Source organism: Streptomyces sp. NPDC091271 (genome assembly GCF_044757505.1).
GTDB lineage: Bacteria > Actinomycetota > Actinomycetes > Streptomycetales > Streptomycetaceae > Streptomyces.
The window spans coordinates 56,401-81,027 of the sequence record NZ_JBIVVD010000001.1 but is presented as its reverse complement, the minus strand read 5'-3'; the positions used below and the strand labels follow the sequence as shown (position 1 = coordinate 81,027).

The following is a 24,627-nucleotide window of genomic DNA, read 5'->3' as shown; positions in this document are numbered from 1 at the left end:
TGCTTACGCAGTAACGCGTATGCCATACGCAGAAGGGGGATCATCATGTCCACGGCCATGAACGACGTCATGATCGAGGCGCAAGGCCTGACCAAGTCCTACGGAAAACCGGGAGCCCGGGTCCGCGTCCTGGACGGCGTCGGCCTCCGGGTCGCGCGCGCCGGGATCCACGCACTGCTCGGCCCCAACGGCGCGGGCAAGACCACGACCGTGCGGATCCTCGCCACCCTCACCACCGCCGACTCCGGCACGGCGCGCGTCGCCGGGTACGACGTCGTCACCGACCGGCGCCGGGTCCGCCGCGCCATCAGCCTGACCGGACAGTTCGCCGCCGTGGACGAGACGCTGACCGGCGAGGAGAACCTGCGGATGATGGCGCGGCTGTCCGGTCTGCCCCGCAGCCAGGCCCGGCGCCGCGCCGAGGAACTCCTCGGGCGCTTCGACCTCACCGACGCGGCCCGCAGGCAGGCCCGTACGTACTCCGGGGGCATGCGGCGCCGCCTGGACCTGGCCGCGGGACTGGTGGGCTCGCCCGAGCCCGGCGTCTTCTTCCTCGACGAGCCCACCACCGGCCTCGACCCGCGCAGCCGCCGCGAGCTCTGGCAGGTCGTCCGCGACCTCGCCGGCCGGGGCGCCGCGGTGCTGCTCACCACCCAGTACCTGGAGGAGGCGGACCAGCTCGCCGACCGCATCACCGTGCTCCACCAGGGCGGCAGCGTCGCCGAGGGCACCCCGGAGGCGCTGAAGTCACGCGTCGCCGGACACCGTCTGGACCTCGTCCTCAGCAGCCGTGAGGCCTATCTCCGGCTCGCGACCCGCGCCGTCCACCACTCCCCCGAGACCCTCACGCTGGGCATCCCCACGGACGGCACCGCCGCCCACGCCCGCGCCCTGCTCGACGAGATCGACCCGCACCGCACCGACGTCGACCGCTTCTCCGTGCACAGCGCGACCCTCGACGACGTGTTCCTCGCCCTCACCGCCGAGAAGACGGAGGCACCCGCCCATGTCTGACGCACCCGGAGCCCTGACCCACGCCACGGTCATGACCGGCCGCAGCCTGCTCATCAGCCGCCGCAACATCGACGCCGTCATCACGTCGATGATGCTGCCGATCATGCTGATGCTGATCTTCGTCTACTTCTTCGGCGGGGCGATCGACACGGGGGCGGGCTACGACACGTACGTCATGTACGTCGTCCCCGGCGTCCTCTTCCTCTGCGCCGGCTTCGGCTCGGCCACCACCGCCGTGGCGGTGAGCGAGGACATGAAGGGCGGCATCATCGACCGCTTCCGCTCCATGGACATCGGCGGGACTCCGGTGCTGGCCGGGCATGTCGTGGCGAGCACGGTGCGCAACCTGGTCTCCACCACGCTGGTGTTCGCCGTGGCCCTGCTCATCGGCTTCCGCCCCGCAGCCACCGCCGCGGGCTGGCTCACCGTCGCCGCAGTGCTCCTCGCCTACATCGTGGCGCTGTCCTGGATCTCGGCGGCGATCGGCCTGCTCGCCCGCACACCGGAGGCGGCCGGCGGATTCACCTTCTTCATGTCGTTCCTCCCGTACCCGAGCAGCGCCTTCGTCCCGGTCGACAGCATGCCGGGCTGGCTCCACGGCTTCGCCGACCACCAGCCGGTCACCCCGGCCATCGAATCCCTCCGCGGTCTCCTCCTGGATCAGCCGGTGGGCAACGCCCCCTGGACCGCGCTCTCGTGGGCGGCCGGGATCCTGCTGGTGGCCGTGGCCCTGTCGGGGGTGCTCTTCAAAACGCGGACGCGGTGACGCCCCAGGGCCAGCGGTCGTAGGCGCCCAGGACCTCGCGCGGGGTCCCGGCTGCTCCATCGCCCGTGGTGAAGCCTCAGAACACGTCCGGACACCACGCCCGCCGTGGCGTCCGGAACACCGCGTCCGCCGTCTCCGCCGCGCCCGCCCGGTGCTCGTCGAGCCGGCCCAGCGCCGCCAGCCGTACCGGGGACTCGTCGCCCAGACAGAGGGTCGCCAGCTCCGCCACGTCCAGCGTGAGGTCGGCGTCCCGTGTCGTGGGGGCGCACGAGGCGCCGGACGGTGACGCCTCCAGCAGGAAACGGCCGCCCGCCAGGCCCGCTCCGTCCCGGACGTCCAGGACCAGGGAGCCCTCGGTCGCGTACGTGCGTGCCTCCAGCGCCCGGGGGACGTCCAGGACGCGCAGCCACAGCCAGTCCGCCTGGGTCACGACGCGGGCGGCGCGCGGGTCCGGGAGGAGCAGCGGGAGCAGGTCGTCGGGCGCGCGGTAGCCCGAGCGGACCGTGGTGATCCAGTCGATGGAGCAGACGAAGTGCCACAGGGCGCGTTCCGCCGCGGGGGTCGTCGCGATCATGCCGGCCACCGTCGCCGTGTTGAGCGGCTGCTTCCGGTCTCCCCACTTGTCGTCGGCGCGGTAGGCGATCAGCCCGTCCGTCTCCCCGTCCGCCGACCGGTACACCGCGTAGAACGGCTCCGTCCACTTGTCGGACGCCGGGACGTCCACGCCCGTGCTGCGCTGCCACCAGCGCTCGTCCCGGGACACCACCCCGTGCTGCCGCGCGGCGAGGCGGCCGTGGAGCTCGGGGCCCAGCTTGCGTACGTCCGCGCCGTCCACCAGCTCGATCCGGCCGCCGTCCGCCTCGGAGGGGACCCGGGCGCGCGGGTCCAGACCCGCGCGGGGGACGTCGATCTCCCACTCGGTGGTCCAGGAGGCCGGCCCGAATCCGTACCGCCCGTAGATCGGGTACTCGGCGGCGATCAGCGAGGCGACCACGTCACCGCGTTCCTTCGCCGCCGCCAGGTCCGTGGCCATCATCCGGCTGAGCAGCCCGCGCCGGCGGTGCGTCGGGGTCACCGTCACGCCCGTGACCGCGTCGGCCCGCACCTTCGCGCCGCCCACGACGGTCAGCTCCTGTGCGAACGAGGCGAAGGTGGCGACGCAGCGTCCGGCGTCGAACACCCCCTGGACACGGGAGAGATCGGTATGGGCCAGGCGCACCGCGACCTCCTCCTCCGCCGGCACCGAGGCCGACCGGAGGAACCCGGTCCCCACGGCCCGCAGCCAGTGAGGGTATTCGGCTTCGGAGACGGTACGCGGATCAAGGCTCATGCGGCCCACGCTAGGCACAGCGCGTTCGCGATGTCGCCCGCTTTTCCCGCCGCCCCCACCGTTGGAACCCCCGCTCAGAACGCCGCCCGGATCTCGCCGACCTCGGCGCCACCGCCCAGCAGCGGGGCCCGCCCGATGCGGGACACCACCGGGGCGTCGACACCCAGCATCCCGAGGGCGCGGGCCAGCACCGGGCCCAGGGCGCGGGTGGAGCCGTCGTCGATCTTGAAGGCCAGGGCCCTGCCGTCCGGGAGGGCCACCGCCTGGACCGCCTCCGCGCCCATCTTGGAGAGCGTGCCCGGCACCTCCCGCATCAGCCAGGTGTCCGGCCGCCGCGTGCCCGCGACGTACTCGGGGTGCGCCCGCATCGCGTCCGCGACCCGGCGCTCCGCCGTGCCCGGCTCCGCCAGCACGAACGTCCGGAACGCACGGGCCAGGCCCACCAGCCCGATCGCCATCAGCGGGGCCCCGCAGCCGTCCGTGCCGATCGACGCGACGGGTTCGCCCGCCGCCTCCGCGACGACCTCGCCGACCAGCCGCTGCAGCGGGTGGGCCGGGTCGAGATACGTCGCGGTGTCCCATCCGTTGCGTACGCAGACGGCGAGCATCGCCGCGTGCTTGCCGGAGCAGTTCATCGTGAGCGGCTCCCGCACACCCCCGGCGGCGAGGTACGCCTCCGCCTCGACGGGATCCAGGGGCAGATCGGGCGGCGTCTGCAGATCGTCCGGCTTCAGCCCGTGCTCGGCGAGCATCGTGCGCACCAGGTCGAGGTGGAAGGCCTCGCCCGAGTGGCTCGCGGCCGCCAGCGCCAGCCGCTCCCCGGAGAGGTCGAGACCGGCCCGGAGGATCGCGGCGGCCTGCATCGGCTTGTTGGACGAGCGCGGGAAGACCGGGGCCGCCGGGTCGCCGAGCGCGAGCTCCACGCTCCCGTCCGCGGCCAGGACGACGAGCGACCCCCTGTGGTGGCCCTCGGTGAAGCCGGACCGCACGACCTCGGCCAGGACCGGGGGCACGGGCGAGGAGGACGCGTACGAGGCTATGGAGGAGCTCATGGGGGTGATGGCCTTCCGGGGACGGGCGTGACCCGCCCCCCGAAGGGTCACCTCAGGCGAGCAGGTCCTCTACTTGTGCTTCCCCGTCACGGTACCTGCGGGCGATCTCCGCGCTGCAATCGTCGACGGTCCGCTGGAGCCGGTGACGGCGCCGGGACACCTGCTGCTCGTAGCGGACGAGCCGTCCCATGGCGGTGAGGAGTTCTTCGTCCGTCCGGGCGTCGAGGTCGGAGAGCTCGACCTCCGCGAGCGTGTCCGCCGCCAGTTGGCGGTACTCGTCGCTGCGCGGCGTGGTGAGGGTGACGTGCCGGGCCGAGGAGCGGTGGACGGACGGGGTGTCGGCGAGGATCTCCGAGAGCCGGTCCACGACGGGCGACTCGGGGTCCACCCGGCGGGCGAGCTCGGCGCGCAGGATGTCGATCCGGCCCTGGACCAGACGGCGTACGTAGCTGAGGTCCGCCTCGTCGCGCTGGGCGTCACGGCGCAGGGAGCGCAGGTCCGGCAGCCGCAGCCCCCCGAATTCGGGCTGCGGGCGTACGGAGGCCAGTCCTTCGACCGCACCGCCCCCGGACTGCCCGGGCACGGACACCGCTCCCGGCAGATGTACGAGCGGTGGGGCGGGCAGCTGGCCGGGCGGCGCGGTACCGGTCCGCTGCACCGGCGGCCGCAGGCCGGCAGCTGTACGTGTCCCTGGTACGGCACCGGGTGATGGCCCGGTTCCATGTGTCGTCATGATGTTCCGTCCCCTCGACCGGTGCGTCGGCACACCGACACCGTGCATGGTGCCACTACGCACGGTGTTCACGCAGGTGCTCTGTACCCGTTCAGCCCAAGATAGGTTGGTCTGTATGCGTGCAGTGATACAGAGAGTGGACGGCGCGAGCGTCACCGTGGCGGGCGCCGCGGACGATCCGTCGGGGACCGGAACGGTCGGCGAGATCGTCGGCGAGGGCCTGTGTGTGCTGGTGGGGGTCGCTCACGGCGACACCGCGGAGAAGGCGGCGCAGCTCGCCCGCAAGCTGTGGACCCTGCGGATCCTGGAGGGCGAGAAGTCCTGCTCGGACGTGAATGCACCGCTTATGGTCATTTCGCAGTTCACTCTCTACGGGGACGCCAGGAAGGGCCGCAGGCCCACGTGGAACGCCGCCGCGCCGGGCGATGTCGCCGAGCCGCTGGTCGACGAAGTGGTGGCGCGGCTGCGCGCCCTCGGGGCGCGGGTGGAGACGGGCCGGTTCGGGGCGGACATGCGCGTCTCGCTCACGAACCACGGCCCGTTCACCGTGCTCGTCGAGGTGTAGCGGGCCCTCCGGCACCGCCTACGGCTCGACGACCGGCTCCTGGGCCGCCGCGGTGTCCCCTGCGATCAGCTCCGCGTCCACCGCGACGTTCCGCTTCACCAGCGCCAGGGCGATCGGCCCCAGCTCGTGGTGGCGGGCCGAGGTGGTGATGAAGCCGAGCTGGCGGCCCTCCTGGCCGTCGGCGGCGAGCCTGACCGGCGTCCCGTGGCCCGGCAGATGGACCTCGCTGCCGTCGAGGTGCAGGAAGACGAGGCGGCGGGGCGGCTTCCCCAGGTTGTGGACACGGGCGACCGTCTCCTGGCCCCGGTAGCAGCCCTTCTGCAGATGCACGGCACTGCCGATCCAGCCCAGCTCGTGCGGGATGGTGCGGTGGTCGGTCTCGAAGTTCAGGCGGGGGCGGTGCGCCTCGACGCGAAGCGCCTCGTACGCCAGGATCCCGGCCACCGGGCCGTGCTCGGCGGCGTACGCCTCCAGGTCGGCCCGGGGCAGGAAGAGGTCGCGGCCGTGCGCCGTCTCCCGCACGGCGGCACCCTCCGGGACCTCGGCGATGGAGCCGGCCGGAAGGTGCACGACGGCGATGTCCTCGGTGCGGTCGGCGACCTCGACCCGGTAGAAGAACTTCATCGACTCCAGGTACGCGATCAGCTCGCCCTGGGTCTCCGGCTCGGCGTGCATCCACACCGTCGTACCGTCGTCGACCAGATAGACGGCGTGCTCGATGTGCCCGTTGGCGGAGAGGATCAGCGCCTCGGTCGCCTGGTTCGGCGCGAGGTCGCTGACGTGCTGGGTGAGCAGCAGGTGCAGCCAGGCCAGCCGGTCGTCGCCGGTGACCGTGACGACCCCGCGGTGCGAGAGGTCGACGAGGCCGCTGCCGTCGGCGAGTGCGCGTTGCTCACGGAACAGGTCGCCGTAGTGCGCGGCGACGCCTTCGTCGCGCCCCTCGGCGGGGACGGCGCCGGGCAGGGACAGCAAGGGGCTCTTCATGCGACCAGCGTACGACCCGCGCGGCCCCGGCTACCGGGCGCTGCCGGGTTCCTCCGGCGCACCGGCCTTCGCCGCGCAGTCGGCACAGCGTCCGAAGATCGCGAAGTGCTTCATGTCGGTCTCGAAACCGAACGTCTCCCGCAGCTTCGCCGTGAAGTCGGCGACCACGTCCACATCGGCCTCGATGACGTCCGTGCAGTCCCGGCAGACCAGGTGGATGTGGTGGTGGCGGTCCGCGAGGTGGTAGGTCGGGGAGCCGTGCCCGAGGTGGGCATGGCTGACCAGCCCGAGCTCCTCGAGGAGCTCCAGGGTCCGGTAGACGGTGGAGATGTTCACACCCGACGCCGTCCTGCGCACCTCGCAGAGGATGTCGTCGGGCGTCGCGTGCTCCAGCTTGTCCACGGCCTCCAGGACGAGCTGACGCTGAGGCGTCAGCCGGTAGCCACGCTGCCGAAGATCGGTCTTCCAGTCGGTGCTCACCACGTGCCCAGTGTAGGGCGGAGCGAGCCCCGGCCCGTCGGACCGGCGCTCCACACCCCCGGCAGGGCCTACTTGAAGAACGCGATGCCGTCGTCCGGCATGTCCCCGAGGCTCTTCGCCATGGCGGCGACCTCTTCCGGGGTGACGACCTTCTTCAGGTGCGCCGACATGTACGGCCGCAGCTCCACGTCGGGGGTGGACTTCTCGCCGACCCACATCAGGTCGCTGTTCACATAGCCGTAGAGACGCTTGCCGCCGCTGTACGGCCCGGAGGCCGCAGTGCGGGCCACCGCGTCGGTGACGATGTCGATCTGCGGCTTCTGCTTCGCCAGCTCGCCGTACCAGACCTCGACGATGCCCTGGTCGCGGACCATGACGATCTCGACCTTGCGGTCCTTGTCGATGCGCCAGTAGCCGGACTCGGACTCGAGCGGCTTGACCTGCTTGCCCTCGGCGTCCAGCACCCAGGAGTGCGAGACGTACTCGAGGAAGTCACGGCCGTCGTGGCTGAAGGTGACTTCCTGGCCGAAGTTGCACTTCTCGGCACCGGGGAAGTCGGAGACGCCCGCACCCGCCCAGTTACCGAGGAGGAAGGCCAGCGGCACGAGGTCCGGGTGAAGGTCGGACGGAATCTCGATCATGAGCGGCTCAGACGATCTGTGAGGGTGTACGGAAAGTGTTCGGCGAGGGTCAGCGCTGGCCCTGGTACAGCTTCTTCACGGTCACGGCGGCGAAGGCGAGCACGCCGACGCAGACCAGGACCAGCAGGGCGGAGAAGAAAGCCTCAAGCACGGGAGCTCCTCGGAACGAACGACATGACGGCAGCAGACGGCCGGGCCCCCAGCCTAATGGGTGGGGGCCCGGCGCGGCGGCCCGGGGTTTCCCGGGCGCGGCCGCTCAGCCCAGCAGCTGGTCCTGGAGGACGACGGTCTGGTGGAACGGAACGGCCTCCGTGCCGGCCTCGCCCTTGCGGGTGTGGACGACCAGGGCGAGGGTGTCCCCGGCCAGCACATACGAGTGACGGACCTGCTCGGCGCCGTGGGGCTCGGGCTCCGTGTACGCGTGCGCCGCGGTGAATTCCGCTCCGGCGGTGGCGCTCCACCCCTCGTCGAAGTCGGGCTCGTCCATCCCGGCGAGGGGAAGGGGCAGGGAGCCGTTGTCGAAGAGGTTGTCCTGGAACTCGGTGGAGTAGGCCACCGAGTTGAACTGGAGCAGATAGACCCGGGACGAGGTGCCGTCCGGCATGGTCCAGCCACGGGCCGCGATGTGCCGCGGGGCGGAGTTCTCGAGCTGCTCGGTCAGAGCGGCCCGGTCGTCCTTGCCGTACTCGGCGACGTAACGAGCGATGTCCACCCAGCCGCCGTCGAGCTCCTTGTCCACGGTGGCCCCGGCGGGCGCGGGCAGCAGCAGACGCCGCAGGTCCGCGTGGTGGACCTCCGCCGTGTTGAAGTCGGTGAAGGGCCGGGGCGCACCGGCGGGCAGGGCCGGCAGGCTCAGCGCCGGGTAGTCCCAGCGCCCGTCGTCCCGGGTCGCGAGACCCGGCACATCGGTGCGGTCCATGGTCGTGATGCCGGCGGCCGTGCCCGTGCCGAGCCCGCCGAGGACCAGCACGGCGGCCGTCCACCGGAGGGCCGCCCGCAGGGCGCGGCGCGGCGGGCGGGGCGCCGCGGGCGCGGGGCCCTCCGCGGGGATCCGCGGCGGGTCCTGCGGGACCGGGGGCAGGGTGGCCTCGGGAAGGGTGGACGGTGCGGGAGCGACCGCGTCGGTGGGTGCGGCCGTCTGCTCGGTCATACGTACTCCCCCGGGGACGTGATGTGGTCCAGCTGGTCCTTCAGAAGCTCGGCGACGGCAGCCTCGTCGACGGGCTTGATGCCGGTCGCCGAGTAGCTGATGCTCAGCTCACCGTCGTAGGCCGCGCACACCATTTCCTCGATGTCGCTGTCGCTGTCCTTGGGCTGCAGGTAGCAGGCCGCGTTCCGGGTGTGGCCCTTGATCTTCGGGCCCTCGCGGAAGATCCCGAGTGCGTCGAACAGTCCCGTCTGGAAGGCATGGAAGCCCCGTACGGACTTCTTGTCCTTCATCCGCACGATCGCGGCGTGCACCTCCAGGTCGTCCTCCTGGGTGACGTACGAGCGGAAGGCGACCCCCTGCACACGGAGCTTGTCGATCCGCTTGTCGTACTCCCGGCGCTCCTTGCCCGCCAGCCCCCGGTTGGACTCCTTCATCGCGGCGACGGCCCGCTCGCCGTCCACCTCGTCGTCGTTGCCGTGCTCCCCGTCGTCCGGGCCGAGCCGGTAGCCCTCGGGCACGGGCAGCATCAGCTTGCTGAGCGCGGTGTCCGCCCTTCCCCGGCTCGTGTCGCGGGCGGGATCCTTGCCGGGCTTGCGGGCGGACACCTTCCAGACGGTGGTCTCCACGCTGCGGTCGGCGCCGTCGACCGTGATCTTCGTGTACGTCGCCGCGCCGCCGACCGCTCCGAGCACCAGCACGAAGGGCAGCGCGGTGAGCAGGATCCGCCGGGCCCGCCCGGGGCGTGCGGCGGGGTCCGGGGCGCCGGTCGGTTCATGGGCACCTGTGGCTTCTGGAGCCTCGGCGGGCTCGGGCCGGTCCATGTCGTTCACAGGCGCTCCAGCTGCTGCTCGGCCAACGTCCGGATGTCCTTCTTGCTGATCGGCCGGCTGTCGTACAGATCGATCTCGATCATGATGTCGCCGCGGTTCATGACGGCTCTGGCCCGGTAGAAGGGCTCGTAGCCGGGCTCCCGGTCCACCTCGTAGAGGTAATAGCGGCCCTCGCCGCTCCCCTTGACCGGGTCGCCCTCGTTGCCCGCGCCGTCCTCCGGGTCGGCCATGTAGGCGCGCTGGCCGTTGGCGAACTCCGCGGCGGACGTGCCCACCCCGGAGGAGAACTGGACGAGCTGGATCGCGGCCTCGCGGTCCGCGCCCTTCACCCAGGAGGCGCCGGCGATGCGGCGGATGTCGGACTCCAGGAAGTACTCGAACATCGAGTCCTCCTCGTCGAAGTCGCGCGCGAGTTCGCCCACGGTCATCCAGCCGTCCTGCAGCCAGTCCGCGTCCTTGTTCTCGCTCCAGCCCGCCGGGCGGTCGATGAGCAGCTTGCGCAGGTCGCCGTCCGTCTTGACCTGCCGGTCCTGCGAGGCGGGCAGCGGGGCCGGGGCCTTGTCCGCGGGGAGCGCCTTCGCCGGGTAGGCCAGCTCCGCCTGCGACAGCGCGGGCAGCGGCGTCGGAGGCCGCTCGGCCTGGATGCCGTAGCCGACCGCCGTGCCGCCGGAGATGCCGAGCAGGGCTGCGGCGGCGATCAGCAAGGTCGTACGGCCCCGTGGACGCTGCCGTCCGGGGGCGACGGGCGGCTCGTCCGGCGCGCCGGAAATGGTGTCGTTCGGTTCCAAAAGGGTCCCCCCCAAGAGACCTGAGGCGCGGGTTCCATTACCTGCGCACACAACTGACCCACAGGTCACAGGAGAGGTTGCCCGGCCGAGGATTACAGTTCGGTACATGCCGAAGAAGCTCGTGATCAAGGTGACCGCCGGAGCCGATGGAGCCGAGCGCTGCTCCCAGGCCTTCACCGTGGCGGCCGTGGCCGTCGCCAGTGGGGTCGAGGTCTCGCTGTGGTTGACCGGCGAGTCCGCCTGGTTCGCTCTGCCGGGGCGCGCCGCCGAATTCGAACTGCCGCACTCCGCGCCGTTGCCCGATCTGATCGACTCGATCCTGGCGGGCGGCGGGATCACGCTCTGCACGCAGTGCGCGGCACGGCGCGACATCACGGAGAAGGACGTCCTGGAGGGCGTACGGATCGCAGGCGCGCAGGTCTTCGTGCAGGAGGCCATGGCGGACGGCACCCAGGCCCTCGTCTACTGATCGCCGGTCGCGGGGCCGGACGGCACTTCGCGGACTCGGCCTAGCGGCGGTGGTCCCTGCCGTCGAGCTCGTCCCACCACTCGTCCGAGATCCGGTCGCCCGTGCGCTGCACCCGTGGCGGACGGGGCCGCTCGTCACGCGGACGAGGCCGCTCGGCCCGGGGACGGCGATCAGCAGGCCGGGAGGCGCGGGCGGGGTCGTCCCACCAACGGTCCTCGGGTCCCCTGCGGTTGGCGACGATCGCCGCGACGGGCGGTATGACCATGGCGACCACACACATCGCCACGGCGGCCGGGACGGACCACAGACGCACGAAGGCCCAGGCGGAGACGAAGAGGAAGAGGCATCCGCCCATCATCAGAAAATAGACGCGCCTACGCCGGGCGTACATGTCTCCAGCGTAGAGCTCTTCGGCGCGGAAGCGAACGCGGACGGCACGAAGGGCCGCACCCCTGTTCAGGTGGCGTCCAACCCCCTGGGGTGCGGCCCTCCGGCCGTATGTGCGCGTGAACTACACGGCGATGGCGACCTCGGCGAGGCCACCGGTCTGCGCCACGACCGTACGGTCGGCGGTGCCGCCCGGAACCAGGGCGCGGAGCGTCCAGGTGCCCTCGGCCGCGTAGAAGCGGAACTGTCCGGTCGCCGAGGTCGGGACCTCGGCGGTGAACTCACCGGTCGAGTCCAGCAGACGGACGTAGCCGGTGACGGGCTCGCCGTCGCGGGTCACGCTGCCCTGGATGGTCGTCTCGCCGGGCTTGATCGTCGAAGCGTCGGGGCCGCCGGCCTGTGCTCCACACATGGTGTTCTGTCCTTCTGGTCGGGGTCCTGCTGATCGGGTCATGCGGAATTAGAGGGTCCGGCAATTGGGGGTGGGAGAAGGAGCGGGGTTGGGTGGTGCAGCTGCGAGGCGGGGGAGAAAGGCACCGCGGAGCGATCGGGGTCTCCCCTGGTCGAGCGAAGCCGAGACCTTGGGGAAGACTGACGACGACGCCGGTGGGGGCCCCTCCCTGCTCGAGCGAAGCCGAGAGCTTGGGGGAGTGCGTGCCCAACCCCGCGACGCCGCCCCCAATTGCCGGACGCTCTTACTTGTTGGCGCCGAGCTCGATCGGCACGCCCACGAGGGAGCCGTACTCGGTCCACGAACCGTCGTAGTTCTTGACGTTCTCCTGGCCGAGCAGCTCGTGCAGGACGAACCAGGTGAGCGCGGAGCGCTCACCGATGCGGCAGTACGCGATGGTGTCCTTGGCCAGGTCCACCTGCTCGTCCTCGTAGAGGGCCTTGAGCTCGTCGTCCGACTTGAACGTGCCGTCGTCGTTGGCGTTCTTCGACCACGGGATGTTGCGGGCGCTCGGCACGTGGCCGGGACGCTGCGACTGCTCCTGCGGGAGGTGCGCCGGGGCGAGCAGCTTGCCGCTGAACTCGTCGGGCGAACGCACGTCGACGAGGTTCTGGCTGCCGATGGCCTTCACGACGTCGTCGCGGTAGGCGCGGATCGACTCGTCCTGGGCCTTGGCCTTGTACTGGGTGGCCGGGCGCGCCGGGACGGCGTCGGTCAGGTCGCGGGAGTCGAGCTCCCACTTCTTGCGGCCGCCGTCGAGCAGCTTGACGTTCTCGTGGCCGTACAGCTTGAAGTACCAGTACGCGTACGAGGCGAACCAGTTGTTGTTGCCGCCGTAGAGGACGACCAGCGTGTCGTTGCCGATGCCCTTCTCGGACAGGAGCTTCTCGAAGCCGGCCTGGTCGACGAAGTCACGGCGGACCGGGTCCTGGAGGTCCTTGGTCCAGTCGATCCGGATCGCGTTCTTGATGTGGTTCTTCTCGTACGCCGAGGTGTCCTCGTCGACCTCGACGATGGCGACCTGCGGGTCGTCGATGTGGGCCTCGACCCAGTCGGCGTCGACCAGAACGTCTGCGCGGCTCATGTGTTTCTCCTCCGGGGCAGTCTGCGGCGGGGTGGTGCGGTGTGCGGAGTGCGAGGTGTACGCGCAGGTGCTTGGAGCGGAACGCGTACGGAAGGCACGGGTTCGGCCCTGACGTGGTCGAAGGGCCGGGGGAAACGGGAGAGGGTCCCGCTCAGAAGGTGCGACAGAGCATGGCGGCGACGCGGCACAGGTCTACTGCCCGCCGCTTCGTGAGGTCCGCCTGTCGCTTCATGCGTCCGATCGTAGGGAGGTACGGCCGGAGATGTCACCGTCGTGTCGGATGATGAGACACGATCGTCCGCGATGCGAGACGAGAGTCGAGTCGATGCCCTCGACGGCCCGGGAACGGGCGGCCGCCGGGCAGCGGTCATCTGCGGAACGGACGAGCTCGTCTCACTATCTGGATCGGCCGTCCGGGACGTCCTCGCGAACCCCTACCCCGGCCACCCGGGAGTTAGGCGTGGCCGGGGTCCACCCGTGGTGGCGCCCGTGGAGCGTCGTCATCCGGCGAGCCGGACGTCGGCACCGGTCATCGATATCTCCAGGCCGCCCGGAGCGACCTCGATCTTCTCCATCTTCAGGCCGTCGGGCAGCCCCGCGATCTTGCGCTCGAAGTCGGTCTTCTTCCTGACCAGGCCCTCAAGGCCGGGGATGCCCTCACCCGGGACCTCGTCGGCGTGCACCTTGACGGTGCCCCCGTCGACCAGGGTGACCGTGGACAGCACGCTGCGCGTGACCGTCTGGCCCAGCAGCGGGATCTGTACCGACCCGGTGACCTTGACCTTGCCGTCGCCGCCGTAGGCGACCGTGACGCCGTCGTCGGCCGCCTCGGTGAGAGCCGCGTACGAGATGACGGCCGTCCCGGTGGCCCGGGAGGCCGTCGCGCTGGTGTAACCGGCGCCCAGCGTCACCTGACTCAGCCGGGCCCGGATCTCACCGATCCGTATCTCCCGGCCCGCCGCGCCCGCGCGGACGTCCTTGACCGTGACGTCGACGCGGTCGAGCTCCGACCCGGCCACCTGGGTCAGGAAGGGGAAACCCTTGATCGAGACCTCGGTCGAACCGGTCTCGGCGCCGGCGAAGGAGACCCGCCCCTCGGCTTCCGACTCCGCGAAATACACGGCGGCGCGGTCCACGGCGACGAAGACGCCACCCAGCACCACGGCGATGATCAGCAGTATTCGCAGTGCTCGCATGCCTGTTGTTCCCCCACTCGGACCGGCCTGACCCCTGTGGGCGTGAGCCTACTGCCGCCGTGCGGCACGCCCGCAGTGATCGACGAGCGGGCGGCCCCGCCGGTTCCCCGGGCGCGGGAGTGTGAGTGAGGGAACGTCAGGAACGTCGGTCGTCAGGCGATCGCACGGCCGATCAGATAGACGGCGGGAGCCGCGGCCGTGAGCGGCAGCGCCACCCCGGCCGTCATGTGCACGAAGCGCGACGGGTAGTCGTAGCTCGCGACCCGCAGGCCGATCAGCGCGCAGCCACCCGCCGCGAACCCGAGGAACGCGGCCTGTGCGCCGAAGTCCGTGAACGCTCCGACGCCCAGGCCGGCACCCGCCGCGGCGAGCAGCGCCACGACGACCGAAACCGGTCCGGGCAGCGGCAGGGCCCTGACGAGCACCGCCACGGCGACCGCGATGCCGCCCACCGTCACCGCGTCCGGGACGGCGGCCAGGTGCCCGGCGGCCAGCACGGCGAGCGCGGCCGACGCGACGGTGGCCGTCAGGCCGTACATCCGCTCGTCCGCCCCGGCCCTGCTGCGCAGCTGGAGGACGAGGGTGAGCAGCACCCAGACACCGAGCGTGCCGAGGATGGCCGCCGGGGCGTTGCTCCGGCCCGCGGCGAGCAGCACGACGTCGGCCACCACACCTCCGGCGAACGCGAGCGCGATGCCCTGCCTGGCCGGCCACATGCCGTTGAGCCGGAACCACCCCGCCGCGGTCACGGCCTGGAGCAGGACCAGGGGCACGAGCAGGGCGTACGGACCGATCGCGGCGCCGAGAGCGAGGAGCAGGCCGAGGCCCGCGGTGATCGCGGCGGGCTGGATCCCCGGCGCGATGATCGGCGAACGCCCCTCGGCCCGGGCCCGCTGGGCGTCGGTGACCCGGCTGTTGCCCAGGGTGGTGGGCGCGCTGTAACCGGCGTCGGCGGGCGCGGCTGCCGGAGCCTCCGGAGCCGACGGGGCGGGCGGGGCCACCGGGGTCTCGGGGGGCAGCGGGTAGCCGCCCGGGGCGCCCTGCGCGGGGGCGGGGGCGGGGGCGGGCGCGGCCTGGTGCTGCGGCTGGATCGTCGGCTGGTACTGGGTGTCCCAGGTCTGCCCCTGCCACGTCTGGGTCGCGCCCTGGTCGGCGGTCCCCTCGGGCACGCCCTGCTCCGGGTACGCGGAGTGCTGCTGCTGCGCGTAGGGCTGCTGCGAGCCGTACGCGGGCGGCACGGGCTCCTGTCCGTAGGCGGGCTGCGCCGGCTCCTGGCCGTACACGGGCTGCTGCTGCCCGTACGCCGGCTGCTCGCCCTGCTGCCCGAACGCCGGCTGCTGAGCCTGCTGCCCGTACGCCGCCGGGTCGTACGGCTGCTGCGCGTACTCCGGGTCGTAGGGCTGCTGTCCCTGGTGCTGCTGCCCGTGTCCCGGGTCGTACGGATACTGCTGATCGCTGTTGCTCATGGTCTGCGGTTCACCCTCCTGCGAACGGCGGGAGCACCTCGACCGTGCCGCCCTCGGCAAGCCGTACGGTCTCATGACCGCGGGTCCCCACAGGATTCCCGTCGATCAGGAACGAACATCGGAGCAGCACGCGCGTCAGCTCACCGGGGTGCCGCTCGCGCACACCTTCGAGCGCCTCGGCGAGCGTCTCCGCCGTGTACGGCTCCTCCGCGGTTCCTGCGGCGGCCTTGGCCGCGGCCCAGTAGCGGATCGTTCCCGCCGCCATGGCGGCACCCCTTTCGTCGTACGTCGGCTGTCCATCATGGATCACGCCGAGTCGGTCCAGTCGGCGATACGGGTCAGCAGTTTCTCGTCCGCGGCGTTCTCCGCGTGGCCCATGCCGTGCTCCAGCCAGAACTCCGCCCTGTCGCCGGCGGCACCTGCCAGCATCCTCGGGTGGTCGACGGGGAAGTACGGGTCCCGGTCGCCGTGCACGATCAGCAGGGGCGCGGTGATCAGCGGGACGGCCTCCACCGGCGAGAGCGGCACGGGGTCCCAGTCCTCCCGGTGGATCCGCGTGCGGAAGCCGTAGCGGCCGACGAGCCGGCCCGTGGGGCGGGTGACGACCCAGTGCAGGCGGCGCATCGGGGCCGTACCCCGGTAGTACCAGCGAGCGGGCGCGCTCACCGAGACGACCACATCCGTATGCGCGCCCGTATGCGCCTCTGCGCGCTCCCCGTGCGCCTTGTGCGCCCCAGTGCGCCGGTCCACCCGTTCGGCCCCCACGGTTTCCGATTCCTCATCCACGGATTCACCGGCTTCCGGCGCCGTATACAGAGCGGCATGGCGGAGCACCACGGAACCGCCCATCGAGAAGCCGACCGTAACGACGCGTCGGTGCCCCAGCGACCGTGCCCAGGCGACCGCGGCCGCCAGGTCCAGCACCTCGCGGTCACCCACCGTGGACCGCCCGCCGGACTTTCCGTGACCCCGGAAGGAGAACGTGATCACGGCCGCACGCTGGGCGAACACCTCCGCCGCGCGCAGTACGGCCGGCCGGTCGACGGAGCCGGTGAAACCGTGCGCGAGGACGATGGCGGTCCCTGCGGACCCATCGCCGTCGGCGGCCCCGGAACCCGCCGTACACGGGGTGTACACCGCCTCGATACGGACCCCGTCACCGGTCAGCAACGTGGTGCGCCGGGGGGCCCGCGTGATCGAGGGAACAGAAGAACTCGTGAAACGACCCTCGGACGCAGAACTCATGTGGGCTATTCTGCTGCGAAGAGGATCCGGGCAAAGCAGCCCCCGGGTCCTTTTGTGCTTTCCGAGCGTTGTTACGGCAGCGTTTCCACAAGCTCAGCGTTCCCCGGGCGCGGGACCGCACAGTAAAAACCGTATGACGGCCGTCGAGAGAAATGGTCGTACGGGAGTACGAAGCAGTGCCGCATACTCCCCCGGGTCCGACCCGGGAGTGCCCCTCTCGCAGGGAACGAGGAGGACCGACGTAATGGGCGAGCTGAACGTGCACGATCGACCGACGACCCAGGCAGGTGGGCGGCGATGAGTTCACTGCTGCTTCTGACGAATGCCCTTCAACCGTCGACGGAGGTGCTCCCCGCCCTCGGCCTTCTGCTGCACAGCGTGCGGGTCGCCCCCGCCGAGGGACCAGCTCTCGTCGACACCCCTGGTGCCGACGTCATCCTCATCGACGGCCGGCGCGACCTCCCGCAGGTCCGCTCGCTCTGTCAGCTGCTGCGGTCCACCGGGCCCGGCTGTCCGCTGATCCTCGTCGTGACGGAGGGCGGCCTGGCGGCCGTCACCGCCGACTGGGGCATCGACGACGTCCTGCTGGACACCGCGGGTCCGGCAGAGGTCGAGGCCCGGCTGCGGCTGGCCACCGGCCGCCAGCAGATCACCGCCGACGACTCCCCCATGGAGATCCGCAACGGCGATCTGTCGGTCGACGAGGCGACGTACAGCGCCAAGCTCAAGGGCCGGGTCCTCGACCTGACCTTCAAGGAATTCGAACTGCTCAAGTACCTCGCGCAGCACCCGGGCCGGGTCTTCACCCGCGCCCAGCTGCTCCAGGAGGTCTGGGGCTACGACTACTTCGGCGGTACGCGCACGGTCGACGTCCACGTGCGGCGGCTGCGGGCCAAGCTCGGCCCGGAGCACGAGTCGCTGATCGGCACCGTCCGCAACGTCGGCTACCGCTTCGTCACCCCCGAGAAGGGTGACAGGGGAGCCGAGAAGAGCGACCGCGGAGCCGAGGAGGCCAGGGCCAAGGCGGCGTCGGGGCCCGTGGACCAGGTGGTCACCCGTTCGGAGCAGTCCGCGGAGGCTGAGATCACGGAGGAAGCGCCGGTCCGGCCTGCCAAGCGGTAGGTCGATCCGCGTAGACTGCCGCGCGTGGCCAAGGTGACGCGGGACGATGTGGCGAGACTGGCGGGGACCTCGACAGCGGTCGTCAGCTACGTCATCAACAACGGACCCAGGCCGGTCGCCCCGGCCACGCGCGAGCGGGTGCTCGCCGCGATCAAGGAGTTGGGGTACCGGCCCGACCGGGTCGCCCAGGCCATGGCCTCGCGGCGCACCGACCTCATAGGGATGATCGTGCCGGACGCCCGGCAGCCCTTCTTCGCCGAGATGGCGCACGCGGTCGAACAGGCGGCGGCAGAGCGCGGGAAAATGGTGCTCGTCGGCAATTCGGACTACCGCGACGAGCGCGAGGTCCACTATCTGCGGGCCTTCCTCGGCATGCGGGTCTCCGGTCTGATCCTGGTCAGCCAGGGACCCAGTGAGCGTGCCGCGGCCGAGATAGAGGCCTGGGACGCCCGCGTGGTCCTGCTGCACGAACGCCCCGAGGCGATCGACGACGTCGCGGTCGTCACCGACGACGTCGGCGGCGCCCAGCTCGCCACCCGCCACCTCCTGGAGCACGGCAACGCCTACGTGGCGTGCCTCGGCGGCATGGAGTCGACCCCGGTGGTCGGTGACCCGGTCGCCGACCACATCGAGGGCTGGCGCCGGGCGATGCAGGAGGCCGGACGGCCGACCGAGGGCCGGCTCTTCCATGCCCCGTACAACCGCTACGACGCCTACCAGGTGGCACTGAAGCTGCTCTCCGGGCCCGACAGGCCCCCGGCGATCTTCTGCTCCACGGACGACCAGGCCATCGGGGTGCTGCGGGCCGCTCGCGAGCTGCGGATCGACGTGCCGGGTGAGCTGGCGGTCGCGGGCTTCGACGACGTGAAGGAAGCGGGCCTGACCGATCCGCCGCTCACGACCGTCTTCTCGGACCGTCCGGCGATGGCCCGGGCTGCCGTGGACCTGGTCCTCGACGACTCCCTGCGCGTCTCGGGGTCGCGGCGCGAGCGGCTGAAGCAGTTCCCGTCGGCGCTCGTGGTGCGCCGGTCGTGCGGCTGCGGCGAACCGACGGTCACCGCGCTGTAGCGAGGCGCTTCCTTATATCGGGCATACGAGGTTCTGCCGGGCTTCTCAGGGCGTACTCAGGCTGCTCTCATGTTCGCTGGCCACTCTCGTAGACATGACCGACAGCCACCGCCCGAGCGGCGAGTACCCGATGTCCCCCTCGCACGACAACGGTTCGTACGGCAGCGGTACGTACGGCAGCGGCTCGTACGGCAGCGCTCCGCACGGCAGCGCCTCGCACGGCGATGGCCAGGCGGCCTATCCGCCGCCGCCGGCCTACGAGCCCGAGCGGCAGACCGCCGAGGTGCCCGCCGCCGCCTACGCCTGGCCCGCCCCGGCGCCCGAGCCCGTCCCGGCCGCGGCCCCCGCGTCCGAGCGCCGGGTCAAGCGGCCCCTCGCCCTGCTGGCGGCCGTGGCGATCGCCGCCGCGGCGATCGGCGGCGGCACCGCCACCCTCATCGGCGAGCTCGCGGGCGGCGGCTCCGGCAGCTCCGGCTCCGGCGGCGTAGTCAGCGGCACCACCGTCTCGCAGAGCAGCGCCGGCACCGTCTCCGGCGTGGCGGCCGCCGTGTCCCCGGCCATCGTCGAGATCGGCGCGACGTCCTCCGCGGGCGAGGCCACCGGTTCCGGCGTCGTCATCACGGCGGACGGCGAGATCGTCACCAACAACCACGTCGTCTCCGGCGCCTCCGAGATCAAGGTGACCCTCAGCACCGGTAAGTCGTACACCGCCGATGTCGTCGGCACGGACCCCGACAAGGACCTGGCCCTCATCAAGCTCCAGGGCGCGAGCGGGCTGAAGACGGCCTCGCTCGGTGACTCCTCCTCGGTGAAGGTCGGCGACGAGGTCGTGGCGATCGGCTCGCCCGAGGGCCTCACCGGCACGGTCACCAGCGGCATCGTCTCGGCCCTCGACCGCGACGTCACGGTCGCCAAGGAGGACGAGCAGAACCAGCAGCAGCAACAGCAACAGGGCGGACAGAACTGGCCGTTCGAGTTCGGCGGCCAGCAGTTCAACGGCGACACCGGCTCGTCCCAGACGACGTACAAGGCCATTCAGACCGACGCCTCGCTCAACCCCGGCAACTCCGGCGGCGCCCTGATCAACATGAACGGCGAGATCATCGGCATCAACTCCGCTATGTACGCGCCTAGTTCGTCCAGCACCTCGGGCAGCTCGGCGGCGGGCAGCGTGGGCCTCGGCTTCGCCATCCCGGTCAACACGGTCAAGGCCGACCTGGACGCTCTGCGCGCCGGCGACGGCTCCTGACGAGGAGGTCCCATGAACCCCGACACCCCCGTGGCCGCCGGCCCCTCCGGCCTGGCCCTCCCGCTCGCCCTGGCCGCCGAACTGGCCGCCTCGGCGCACGCCGCGCCCGCACCCCGCCCGGCCGAGATCCGCAGCGGCTCCGGCCGTGGGCCCCGTGCCGCACGACGACGCGCGGCGGCCGTGCGAGGCTGAGAGCCCCGCACGCAGCACCCGGCACGACGGAAGAGGACGAAGAAGCGATGAGCCCCGCCGAAGACGATCCCCAGCGCGTCCTGATCGTCGACGACGAGCCCGCCGTGCGCGAGGCCCTGCAGCGCAGCCTCGCCTTCGAGGGTTACGGCACCGAGGTGGCCGTGGACGGCTACGACGCCCTCGCCAAGGCCGAGTCGTACGCCCCCGACCTGATCGTCCTGGACATCCAGATGCCCCGCATGGACGGCCTCACCGCCGCCCGGCGCATCCGGTCCACCGGATCGACCACACCCATTCTGATGCTCACCGCCCGTGACACCGTCGGCGACCGTGTCACCGGACTCGACGCGGGCGCCGACGACTACCTCGTCAAGCCCTTCGAACTGGACGAGCTCTTCGCCCGCATCCGCGCCCTGCTGCGCCGCAGCTCCTACGCGGTCGCGGCGGGCGGGCCCCTCCCCGACGACGACGTGCTGTCCTTCGCGGACCTCCGCATGGACCTGAACACCCGCGAGGTCACCCGGGGGACGCGCCGGGTCGAGCTCACCCGGACCGAGTTCACGCTCCTGGAGATGTTCCTGGCCCACCCCCGGCAGGTGCTGACCCGTGAGCAGATCCTCAAGGCGGTCTGGGGATTCGACTTCGAGCCCAGCTCCAACTCCCTGGACGTGTACGTGATGTACCTCCGCCGCAAGACCGAGGCGGGCGGCGAACCGCGCCTCGTGCACACGGTCCGGGGCGTCGGTTACGCCCTGCGCTCCGGCGGCGGTGACGGGTGACCGGCCTGCCCCGCCGGCTCCGCGCCCTGCCGCTGCGCTCACGGCTCGCCCTGCTGGTCGCCATGGCCGTCGCGGTGGCCGTCGCGGCGGTGGCGGCGGCGTGCTGGTTCGTGACGCGGGAGCAGCTGGAGCACCAGCTGGACCAGTCGCTTCGCAACTCGACGGCGATCGACGAGACGTACGTCCAGAACCTGCTCAACGCCTGTGCGGGCACCGCGGCCCGCCAGCGCCCGGCGCCCGGCTCGTACAGCGTGCAGATCATCGCCACCACCGGTGACCCCTGCGCCGCGCCACCGCGCCCCCAGCCCTTCCCCACGACGGACGAGGACATCGCCGTGGCGGGCGGTGACAGGGACAACGTCCTGCACACCGTCACGGACACCGACGGCGCCAAGCTGCGCGTCTACACCTACCAGATCAGGCTGGACCGCCCCGGCCCCGGAGCGATCACCACCCTCGCGGTATCCGTGGCCCGCCCGATGGACGATGTCACCGACCCCCTCTCGACCCTCGCCTGGGTGCTGTTCCTCGTCGCCGGCATCGGCGTCGTCGGAGCCGGCGCGGCCGGTCTGTGGATCGCCCGTACCGGTCTGCGCCCCGTCGACGACCTCGCCCACGCGGTCGAGCACGTGGCCGAGACCGAGGACCTGACCGTCCGGATCCCCGCCGAGGGCGAGGACGAGATCGCACGCCTCTCCCGCTCCTTCAACGTCATGACCAGCTCCCTGGCCACCTCCCGCGACCGTCAGTCCCAGCTCATCGCGGACGCCGGGCACGAACTGCGCACCCCGCTCACCTCGCTCCGTACGAACGTCGAGCTGCTCGTCCGCAGCGACGAGACGGGCCGCGCCATCCCGCCCGACGACCGCAAGGCGCTGATGACCTCGGTCAAGGCCCAGATGACGGAACTCGCCGCGCTCATCGGCGACCTCCAGGAGCTCTCCCGCCCCGACGCCGCCCAGCCCGGCCCCCTCCAGGTGGTCGCGCTGCACGAGATCACCCGTAACGCCCTGCAGCGCGCCCGCCTGCGCGGACCGGAGCTCACCATCACCGCCGAGCTCGCCCCCTGGTACGTACGCGCCGAGCCCGCCGCCCTGGAGCGTGCGGTCGTCAACGTCCTGGACAACGCGGTGAAGTTCAGCCCGGCGCGTGGCACGGTCGACGTCGTCCTCCACCGCGGCGAGCTGACCGTACGGGACCACGGCCCCGGCATCCCCGCCGAGGATCTCCCGCACGTCTTCGACCGCTTCTGGCGCTCCCCCTCGGCCCGCCAGCTCCCCGGCTCCGGCCTCGGCCTGTCCATCGTGGCCCGGACGGTCCAGCACGCCGGCGGCCAGATCGCCCTGAGCCCTGCGGAAGGCGGCGGCACGGTGGCATCGATCCGCCTCCCCGGGGCACCTCAGCCGCCGCCGGGGGCGTGAGAACCGGCTGAGGGGCTGCCCCGGTGGGGGCCTGGTGTTTCCGGGCTCCGGGCAGTACAACTAGGCCCCATGTCAGACCAGCAGCCGGGCCGGGCGCCCGGTGCGCACATGGTGTACGCGCCACCGCAGGCCCCGGCGGTCAGCGACGCCTACCGGCGGTGGGCCGGCATCCTCGTCCGGCTCGCCGCCGTCATCGCGTTCCTCATGGCGGCGGCGTTCGTCGCGAGCATCGTCCTTCTCGTACGGGCGGACGAGGACACGCGGAACGCCGCCTACGGTTACCTCGCTATCGTCCTCTGGGCCGGGATCGCCCTCGCGATCCCGGTCCTGCTCGCGGTCGGCATCCCCGGCATGGTCATGAGGCGGCGTGTCCGGCAGCATCGGACGTGGCCTTCGTAGGCGGCGCCGGCGTGCGGCTCAGCCCGTCGGGTTGTGCCGGATCAGCGACTCGACCAGGCCGGAACGGGTCGCCGGGTAGTCCAGGGGGACGATGCCGAGACCGGTCCAGCCCGCCGCCTCCGATCCGTCGAGGAACGAGTGCACCTGCGGGTTGAGACGGTCGGAGTTCCAGCGCGGCGGCATCAGGGCGGCGGTGCTCACGTAGTTCATGAAGAGCTTGCCGGGCTGCTGCGCGGCCTTGCGGAACTGCGCCTCGATCTTGGGGTACTTGCCGAACGGCTCCGCCATGTAGTCGTCCTGGATGTCGAAGACCGCCGGGTCGGCGTACCGGACACCGGGCAGGCCGCCGTTGTCCGCGAGCAGCACGACCTTGCCGCGGGCGCCCCCGAGGTCCGGCAGCACGGGATCGAGGTGGAGGAGCGGGCGCCAGCCCTTGCCGTCGAGGTAGAGGTCGAAGATCCGCCGGAACGCGGCGTCGCTCTCCTCGGAGTACTCCTGCTTGACCCGCATCAGCACGGTCTCCGACGGCTGACGGGCCAGGAAGTCCCGGCAGGCGCCCAGCACATCGTCGAAGTTCAGGTTCTGGTACGACGCCCCGTGATGGATGGCGTACGCGTCGCCGCTGATCCGGCAGCGTATGTCGAGGAAGCGGATGCCGCTGTCGAGCTGCTCGGCGATCGTGGTGTTCTGGCACTCCGTCCACGGACCGCCGTACCGCGCACCCGAGTTGTGCGTCCCCGGGATCGTGAGGCGCCGCAGCGCGGTGGCGTCGGGAACGGCGCTCATCCAGTCCTGGACGCCGGTCGCCTTCCGGGCGGCGGCAAGGGCAGGCGTCGCGCCGACGGCGACTCCGGCGGTGGCGCCCAGGACGCCGGCGAGGAAGGTCCGGCGTGTAGTGGTGTACGGACTCATGCGGATGCGTCTCCGGTCAGCCGTGGGGGGAGCGGGGCCTGAATTATGACGGGTTCACTTCAATCACGGAACAGGACCGGACCACCCCCACCCGCCACCGCCTGGCTCCTGGATTGCGGATTTCGTGAAATCGCAATCTGCGAGATTCGTGATGGATTGGCTGGGATGGCGACAGAGGTAGGAGGTCATCACCTGACTACGGCCACGGCCACATTGCGCACGAACGGGCAGGTCACGCTGCCCAAGGCCATCCGGGCCGCCCTCGGGGTGGACCAGGGCGACGAGCTCGAGTTCGAGATCACCAGCGCCGGTGAAGTGACAGTGCACGGACTCACCAAGATCCGCTCCGACCAGGCCCGGTTCTGGACCCCGGAGTGGCAGGAGGGTGAGCGCAGGGCCAGCGAGGACATCGCTGCCGGGCGCACCACCGTCCACGAGGACACGGACAGCATGTTCGCGCACCTCGACGAAGACTGACCCCTGACACCGGGAGGCCCGATGGCCGACATTCGAGACGACTGCCCACTTCAAGCGCGACTTCAAGGCCCTGAAGCCTGAGGAGCAGAAGCGCTTCGAAGACGTCATCCGAAGAAGTTCGTTCCGGATGTGGAGCGAGGGCAGTTCCGACCCGGGCTCCGGGTCAAGCCGGTTCAGGGCATCTCCCTACCGCAGGGTGCACGCCCTGTCATGGAGATGACATGGGCTCCCGACGGGCGTGCCACCTGGCAGTACGGAGACGAATTCCGTCCAGGGGAAACGCACATCCTGTGGCGCCGCGTGGGGGGACACGAAAGCTTCGTCCCCGGACCGGCCTGAACAAGCCGACGGCCCGCCACTTCCCGTGGTGGGCCGTC

Annotated in this window: 30 protein-coding genes; 12 read left to right on the top strand and 18 right to left on the bottom strand. The window is 71.4% G+C overall.

Annotated elements, in window-relative coordinates; genetic code table 11:
• Positions 1 to 45: 45 nt before the first annotated feature.
• On the top strand, positions 46 to 1,014 hold the full coding sequence (locus ACIQM3_RS00430; RefSeq protein ID WP_401616808.1) for an ATP-binding cassette domain-containing protein: 969 nt from the start codon (positions 46 to 48) through the stop codon (positions 1,012 to 1,014).
• Positions 1,007 to 1,780 (top strand): ABC transporter permease, encoded by a 774-nt coding sequence (locus ACIQM3_RS00425; RefSeq protein WP_401616806.1) that lies wholly within the window; start codon positions 1,007 to 1,009, stop codon positions 1,778 to 1,780. The genes ACIQM3_RS00430 and ACIQM3_RS00425 overlap by 8 nt, the downstream gene beginning before the upstream one ends.
• 76 nt (positions 1,781 to 1,856) lie before the next feature.
• Here ACIQM3_RS00425 and ACIQM3_RS00420 read toward each other — a convergent pair whose 3' ends face one another.
• The 3 genes from ACIQM3_RS00420 to ACIQM3_RS00410 form a co-directional block, all read right to left on the bottom strand.
• Positions 1,857 to 3,110 carry a GNAT family N-acetyltransferase gene (locus ACIQM3_RS00420; RefSeq protein ID WP_401616803.1) on the bottom strand — a complete coding sequence of 418 codons (1,254 nt, stop codon included), beginning with the start codon at positions 3,108 to 3,110 and terminating at the stop codon, positions 1,857 to 1,859.
• Between the two features lie 74 nt (positions 3,111 to 3,184).
• Positions 3,185 to 4,162, bottom strand: coding sequence for an asparaginase (locus ACIQM3_RS00415; protein WP_401616800.1), 978 nt, complete (start codon positions 4,160 to 4,162; stop codon positions 3,185 to 3,187).
• Positions 4,163 to 4,214: 52 nt separating this feature from the next.
• Entirely contained in the window at positions 4,215 to 4,895 is a 681-nt protein-coding gene (locus ACIQM3_RS00410) for an ABC transporter substrate-binding protein (protein ID WP_401616797.1), read from the bottom strand.
• Between the two features lie 115 nt (positions 4,896 to 5,010).
• On the opposite strand from ACIQM3_RS00410, the gene dtd reads away from it, so the two are divergent.
• Complete coding sequence (gene dtd / locus ACIQM3_RS00405) at positions 5,011 to 5,460, top strand: D-aminoacyl-tRNA deacylase (protein WP_401616795.1); 450 nt, start codon at positions 5,011 to 5,013, stop codon at positions 5,458 to 5,460.
• Between the two features lie 18 nt (positions 5,461 to 5,478).
• On the opposite strand, the gene ACIQM3_RS00400 is transcribed toward dtd, so the two are convergent.
• From ACIQM3_RS00400 to ACIQM3_RS00375, 6 genes are all read right to left on the bottom strand, one after another.
• Positions 5,479 to 6,444 (bottom strand): YgfZ/GcvT domain-containing protein, encoded by a 966-nt coding sequence (locus ACIQM3_RS00400; protein ID WP_401616792.1) that lies wholly within the window; start codon positions 6,442 to 6,444, stop codon positions 5,479 to 5,481.
• Between the two features lie 30 nt (positions 6,445 to 6,474).
• On the bottom strand, positions 6,475 to 6,927 hold the full coding sequence (locus tag ACIQM3_RS00395) for a Fur family transcriptional regulator (RefSeq protein WP_401616789.1): 453 nt from the start codon (positions 6,925 to 6,927) through the stop codon (positions 6,475 to 6,477).
• A gap of 65 nt (positions 6,928 to 6,992) precedes the next feature.
• Positions 6,993 to 7,565, bottom strand: a complete 573-nt coding sequence (locus ACIQM3_RS00390) for an FABP family protein (RefSeq protein WP_362932633.1) — start codon at positions 7,563 to 7,565, stop codon at positions 6,993 to 6,995.
• Between the two features lie 256 nt (positions 7,566 to 7,821).
• Positions 7,822 to 8,715: a hypothetical protein gene (locus tag ACIQM3_RS00385; protein WP_401616786.1), complete on the bottom strand. Its 894-nt coding sequence runs from the start codon at positions 8,713 to 8,715 to the stop codon at positions 7,822 to 7,824.
• Positions 8,712 to 9,545 carry a hypothetical protein gene (locus ACIQM3_RS00380; protein ID WP_401616783.1) on the bottom strand — a complete coding sequence of 278 codons (834 nt, stop codon included), beginning with the start codon at positions 9,543 to 9,545 and terminating at the stop codon, positions 8,712 to 8,714. The genes ACIQM3_RS00385 and ACIQM3_RS00380 overlap by 4 nt, the downstream gene beginning before the upstream one ends.
• Entirely contained in the window at positions 9,542 to 10,333 is a 792-nt protein-coding gene (locus tag ACIQM3_RS00375) for a hypothetical protein (protein WP_401616780.1), read from the bottom strand. The genes ACIQM3_RS00380 and ACIQM3_RS00375 overlap by 4 nt, the downstream gene beginning before the upstream one ends.
• Positions 10,334 to 10,439: 106 nt before the next feature.
• Here ACIQM3_RS00375 and ACIQM3_RS00370 point away from each other — a divergent pair, with 106 nt between their 5' ends.
• On the top strand, positions 10,440 to 10,802 hold the full coding sequence (locus tag ACIQM3_RS00370) for a DsrE family protein (RefSeq protein ID WP_393757261.1): 363 nt from the start codon (positions 10,440 to 10,442) through the stop codon (positions 10,800 to 10,802).
• Between the two features lie 40 nt (positions 10,803 to 10,842).
• On the opposite strand, the gene ACIQM3_RS00365 is transcribed toward ACIQM3_RS00370, so the two are convergent.
• From ACIQM3_RS00365 to ACIQM3_RS00330, 8 genes are all read right to left on the bottom strand, one after another.
• The gene (locus tag ACIQM3_RS00365; RefSeq protein WP_401616777.1) at positions 10,843 to 11,193 is read right to left on the bottom strand and encodes a DUF3099 domain-containing protein; all 351 of its coding nucleotides are present in this window, start codon (positions 11,191 to 11,193) and stop codon (positions 10,843 to 10,845) included.
• Between the two features lie 120 nt (positions 11,194 to 11,313).
• A complete protein-coding gene (locus tag ACIQM3_RS00360) occupies positions 11,314 to 11,601 on the bottom strand; it encodes a DUF1416 domain-containing protein (RefSeq protein ID WP_014154938.1) in 288 nt (95 codons plus the stop codon).
• Between the two features lie 283 nt (positions 11,602 to 11,884).
• On the bottom strand, positions 11,885 to 12,724 hold the full coding sequence (locus ACIQM3_RS00355; protein WP_401616774.1) for a sulfurtransferase: 840 nt from the start codon (positions 12,722 to 12,724) through the stop codon (positions 11,885 to 11,887).
• A 151-nt stretch (positions 12,725 to 12,875) separates the two neighbouring features.
• Complete coding sequence (locus tag ACIQM3_RS00350; RefSeq protein ID WP_350310325.1) at positions 12,876 to 12,956, bottom strand: putative leader peptide; 81 nt, start codon at positions 12,954 to 12,956, stop codon at positions 12,876 to 12,878.
• Between the two features lie 268 nt (positions 12,957 to 13,224).
• Positions 13,225 to 13,920 (bottom strand): DUF2993 domain-containing protein, encoded by a 696-nt coding sequence (locus ACIQM3_RS00345; RefSeq protein ID WP_401616771.1) that lies wholly within the window; start codon positions 13,918 to 13,920, stop codon positions 13,225 to 13,227.
• 152 nt (positions 13,921 to 14,072) lie between these two features.
• Positions 14,073 to 15,386 (bottom strand): hypothetical protein, encoded by a 1,314-nt coding sequence (locus ACIQM3_RS00340; protein WP_401616768.1) that lies wholly within the window; start codon positions 15,384 to 15,386, stop codon positions 14,073 to 14,075.
• A 10-nt stretch (positions 15,387 to 15,396) separates the two neighbouring features.
• Positions 15,397 to 15,651 (bottom strand): MoaD/ThiS family protein, encoded by a 255-nt coding sequence (locus ACIQM3_RS00335; RefSeq protein WP_401616765.1) that lies wholly within the window; start codon positions 15,649 to 15,651, stop codon positions 15,397 to 15,399.
• Between the two features lie 41 nt (positions 15,652 to 15,692).
• Positions 15,693 to 16,631 (bottom strand): alpha/beta hydrolase, encoded by a 939-nt coding sequence (locus ACIQM3_RS00330; RefSeq protein WP_401616762.1) that lies wholly within the window; start codon positions 16,629 to 16,631, stop codon positions 15,693 to 15,695.
• 297 nt (positions 16,632 to 16,928) lie between these two features.
• Between ACIQM3_RS00330 and ACIQM3_RS00325 the strand changes: the two genes are divergently transcribed.
• From ACIQM3_RS00325 to ACIQM3_RS00295, 7 genes are all read left to right on the top strand, one after another.
• Positions 16,929 to 17,753 (top strand): winged helix-turn-helix domain-containing protein, encoded by an 825-nt coding sequence (locus tag ACIQM3_RS00325; RefSeq protein ID WP_401616758.1) that lies wholly within the window; start codon positions 16,929 to 16,931, stop codon positions 17,751 to 17,753.
• Between the two features lie 24 nt (positions 17,754 to 17,777).
• Positions 17,778 to 18,821: a LacI family DNA-binding transcriptional regulator gene (locus ACIQM3_RS00320; RefSeq protein ID WP_104787752.1), complete on the top strand. Its 1,044-nt coding sequence runs from the start codon at positions 17,778 to 17,780 to the stop codon at positions 18,819 to 18,821.
• Between the two features lie 94 nt (positions 18,822 to 18,915).
• Positions 18,916 to 20,070, top strand: coding sequence for a S1C family serine protease (locus tag ACIQM3_RS00315; RefSeq protein WP_401616754.1), 1,155 nt, complete (start codon positions 18,916 to 18,918; stop codon positions 20,068 to 20,070).
• Between the two features lie 12 nt (positions 20,071 to 20,082).
• Positions 20,083 to 20,262 (top strand): hypothetical protein, encoded by a 180-nt coding sequence (locus ACIQM3_RS00310; protein ID WP_401616752.1) that lies wholly within the window; start codon positions 20,083 to 20,085, stop codon positions 20,260 to 20,262.
• 47 nt (positions 20,263 to 20,309) lie between these two features.
• Positions 20,310 to 21,041, top strand: coding sequence for a response regulator transcription factor (locus ACIQM3_RS00305; RefSeq protein ID WP_033297079.1), 732 nt, complete (start codon positions 20,310 to 20,312; stop codon positions 21,039 to 21,041).
• Positions 21,038 to 22,462, top strand: coding sequence for a sensor histidine kinase (locus tag ACIQM3_RS00300; RefSeq protein ID WP_401616749.1), 1,425 nt, complete (start codon positions 21,038 to 21,040; stop codon positions 22,460 to 22,462). The genes ACIQM3_RS00305 and ACIQM3_RS00300 overlap by 4 nt, the downstream gene beginning before the upstream one ends.
• A gap of 69 nt (positions 22,463 to 22,531) precedes the next feature.
• On the top strand, positions 22,532 to 22,861 hold the full coding sequence (locus ACIQM3_RS00295) for a hypothetical protein (RefSeq protein WP_401616746.1): 330 nt from the start codon (positions 22,532 to 22,534) through the stop codon (positions 22,859 to 22,861).
• Between the two features lie 18 nt (positions 22,862 to 22,879).
• Here the strand turns inward: ACIQM3_RS00295 and ACIQM3_RS00290 are convergent, their stop codons facing one another.
• Positions 22,880 to 23,773, bottom strand: coding sequence for a phosphatidylinositol-specific phospholipase C (locus tag ACIQM3_RS00290; protein ID WP_401616743.1), 894 nt, complete (start codon positions 23,771 to 23,773; stop codon positions 22,880 to 22,882).
• Between the two features lie 165 nt (positions 23,774 to 23,938).
• Here ACIQM3_RS00290 and ACIQM3_RS00285 point away from each other — a divergent pair, with 165 nt between their 5' ends.
• Positions 23,939 to 24,250, top strand: coding sequence for an AbrB/MazE/SpoVT family DNA-binding domain-containing protein (locus ACIQM3_RS00285; RefSeq protein WP_401616740.1), 312 nt, complete (start codon positions 23,939 to 23,941; stop codon positions 24,248 to 24,250).
• Positions 24,251 to 24,627 lie beyond the last annotated feature (377 nt).

Coding starts and splice junctions, on each gene's coding strand:
- ACIQM3_RS00430 (WP_401616808.1), top strand. CDS start 46: ATGTCCACGGCCATGAACGACGTCATGATCGAGGCGCAAGGCCTGACC.
- ACIQM3_RS00425 (WP_401616806.1), top strand. CDS start 1,007: ATGTCTGACGCACCCGGAGCCCTGACCCACGCCACGGTCATGACCGGC.
- ACIQM3_RS00420 (WP_401616803.1), bottom strand. CDS start 3,110: ATGAGCCTTGATCCGCGTACCGTCTCCGAAGCCGAATACCCTCACTGG.
- ACIQM3_RS00415 (WP_401616800.1), bottom strand. CDS start 4,162: ATGAGCTCCTCCATAGCCTCGTACGCGTCCTCCTCGCCCGTGCCCCCG.
- ACIQM3_RS00410 (WP_401616797.1), bottom strand. CDS start 4,895: ATGACGACACATGGAACCGGGCCATCACCCGGTGCCGTACCAGGGACA.
- dtd (WP_401616795.1), top strand. CDS start 5,011: ATGCGTGCAGTGATACAGAGAGTGGACGGCGCGAGCGTCACCGTGGCG.
- ACIQM3_RS00400 (WP_401616792.1), bottom strand. CDS start 6,444: ATGAAGAGCCCCTTGCTGTCCCTGCCCGGCGCCGTCCCCGCCGAGGGG.
- ACIQM3_RS00390 (WP_362932633.1), bottom strand. CDS start 7,565: ATGATCGAGATTCCGTCCGACCTTCACCCGGACCTCGTGCCGCTGGCC.
- ACIQM3_RS00385 (WP_401616786.1), bottom strand. CDS start 8,715: ATGACCGAGCAGACGGCCGCACCCACCGACGCGGTCGCTCCCGCACCG.
- ACIQM3_RS00370 (WP_393757261.1), top strand. CDS start 10,440: ATGCCGAAGAAGCTCGTGATCAAGGTGACCGCCGGAGCCGATGGAGCC.
- ACIQM3_RS00365 (WP_401616777.1), bottom strand. CDS start 11,193: ATGTACGCCCGGCGTAGGCGCGTCTATTTTCTGATGATGGGCGGATGC.
- ACIQM3_RS00360 (WP_014154938.1), bottom strand. CDS start 11,601: ATGTGTGGAGCACAGGCCGGCGGCCCCGACGCTTCGACGATCAAGCCC.
- ACIQM3_RS00355 (WP_401616774.1), bottom strand. CDS start 12,724: ATGAGCCGCGCAGACGTTCTGGTCGACGCCGACTGGGTCGAGGCCCAC.
- ACIQM3_RS00350 (WP_350310325.1), bottom strand. CDS start 12,956: ATGAAGCGACAGGCGGACCTCACGAAGCGGCGGGCAGTAGACCTGTGC.
- ACIQM3_RS00345 (WP_401616771.1), bottom strand. CDS start 13,920: ATGCGAGCACTGCGAATACTGCTGATCATCGCCGTGGTGCTGGGTGGC.
- ACIQM3_RS00340 (WP_401616768.1), bottom strand. CDS start 15,386: ATGAGCAACAGCGATCAGCAGTATCCGTACGACCCGGGACACGGGCAG.
- ACIQM3_RS00335 (WP_401616765.1), bottom strand. CDS start 15,651: ATGGCGGCGGGAACGATCCGCTACTGGGCCGCGGCCAAGGCCGCCGCA.
- ACIQM3_RS00330 (WP_401616762.1), bottom strand. CDS start 16,631: ATGAGTTCTGCGTCCGAGGGTCGTTTCACGAGTTCTTCTGTTCCCTCG.
- ACIQM3_RS00325 (WP_401616758.1), top strand. CDS start 16,929: ATGAGTTCACTGCTGCTTCTGACGAATGCCCTTCAACCGTCGACGGAG.
- ACIQM3_RS00315 (WP_401616754.1), top strand. CDS start 18,916: ATGACCGACAGCCACCGCCCGAGCGGCGAGTACCCGATGTCCCCCTCG.
- ACIQM3_RS00310 (WP_401616752.1), top strand. CDS start 20,083: ATGAACCCCGACACCCCCGTGGCCGCCGGCCCCTCCGGCCTGGCCCTC.
- ACIQM3_RS00305 (WP_033297079.1), top strand. CDS start 20,310: ATGAGCCCCGCCGAAGACGATCCCCAGCGCGTCCTGATCGTCGACGAC.
- ACIQM3_RS00295 (WP_401616746.1), top strand. CDS start 22,532: ATGTCAGACCAGCAGCCGGGCCGGGCGCCCGGTGCGCACATGGTGTAC.
- ACIQM3_RS00290 (WP_401616743.1), bottom strand. CDS start 23,773: ATGAGTCCGTACACCACTACACGCCGGACCTTCCTCGCCGGCGTCCTG.
- ACIQM3_RS00285 (WP_401616740.1), top strand. CDS start 23,939: ATGGCGACAGAGGTAGGAGGTCATCACCTGACTACGGCCACGGCCACA.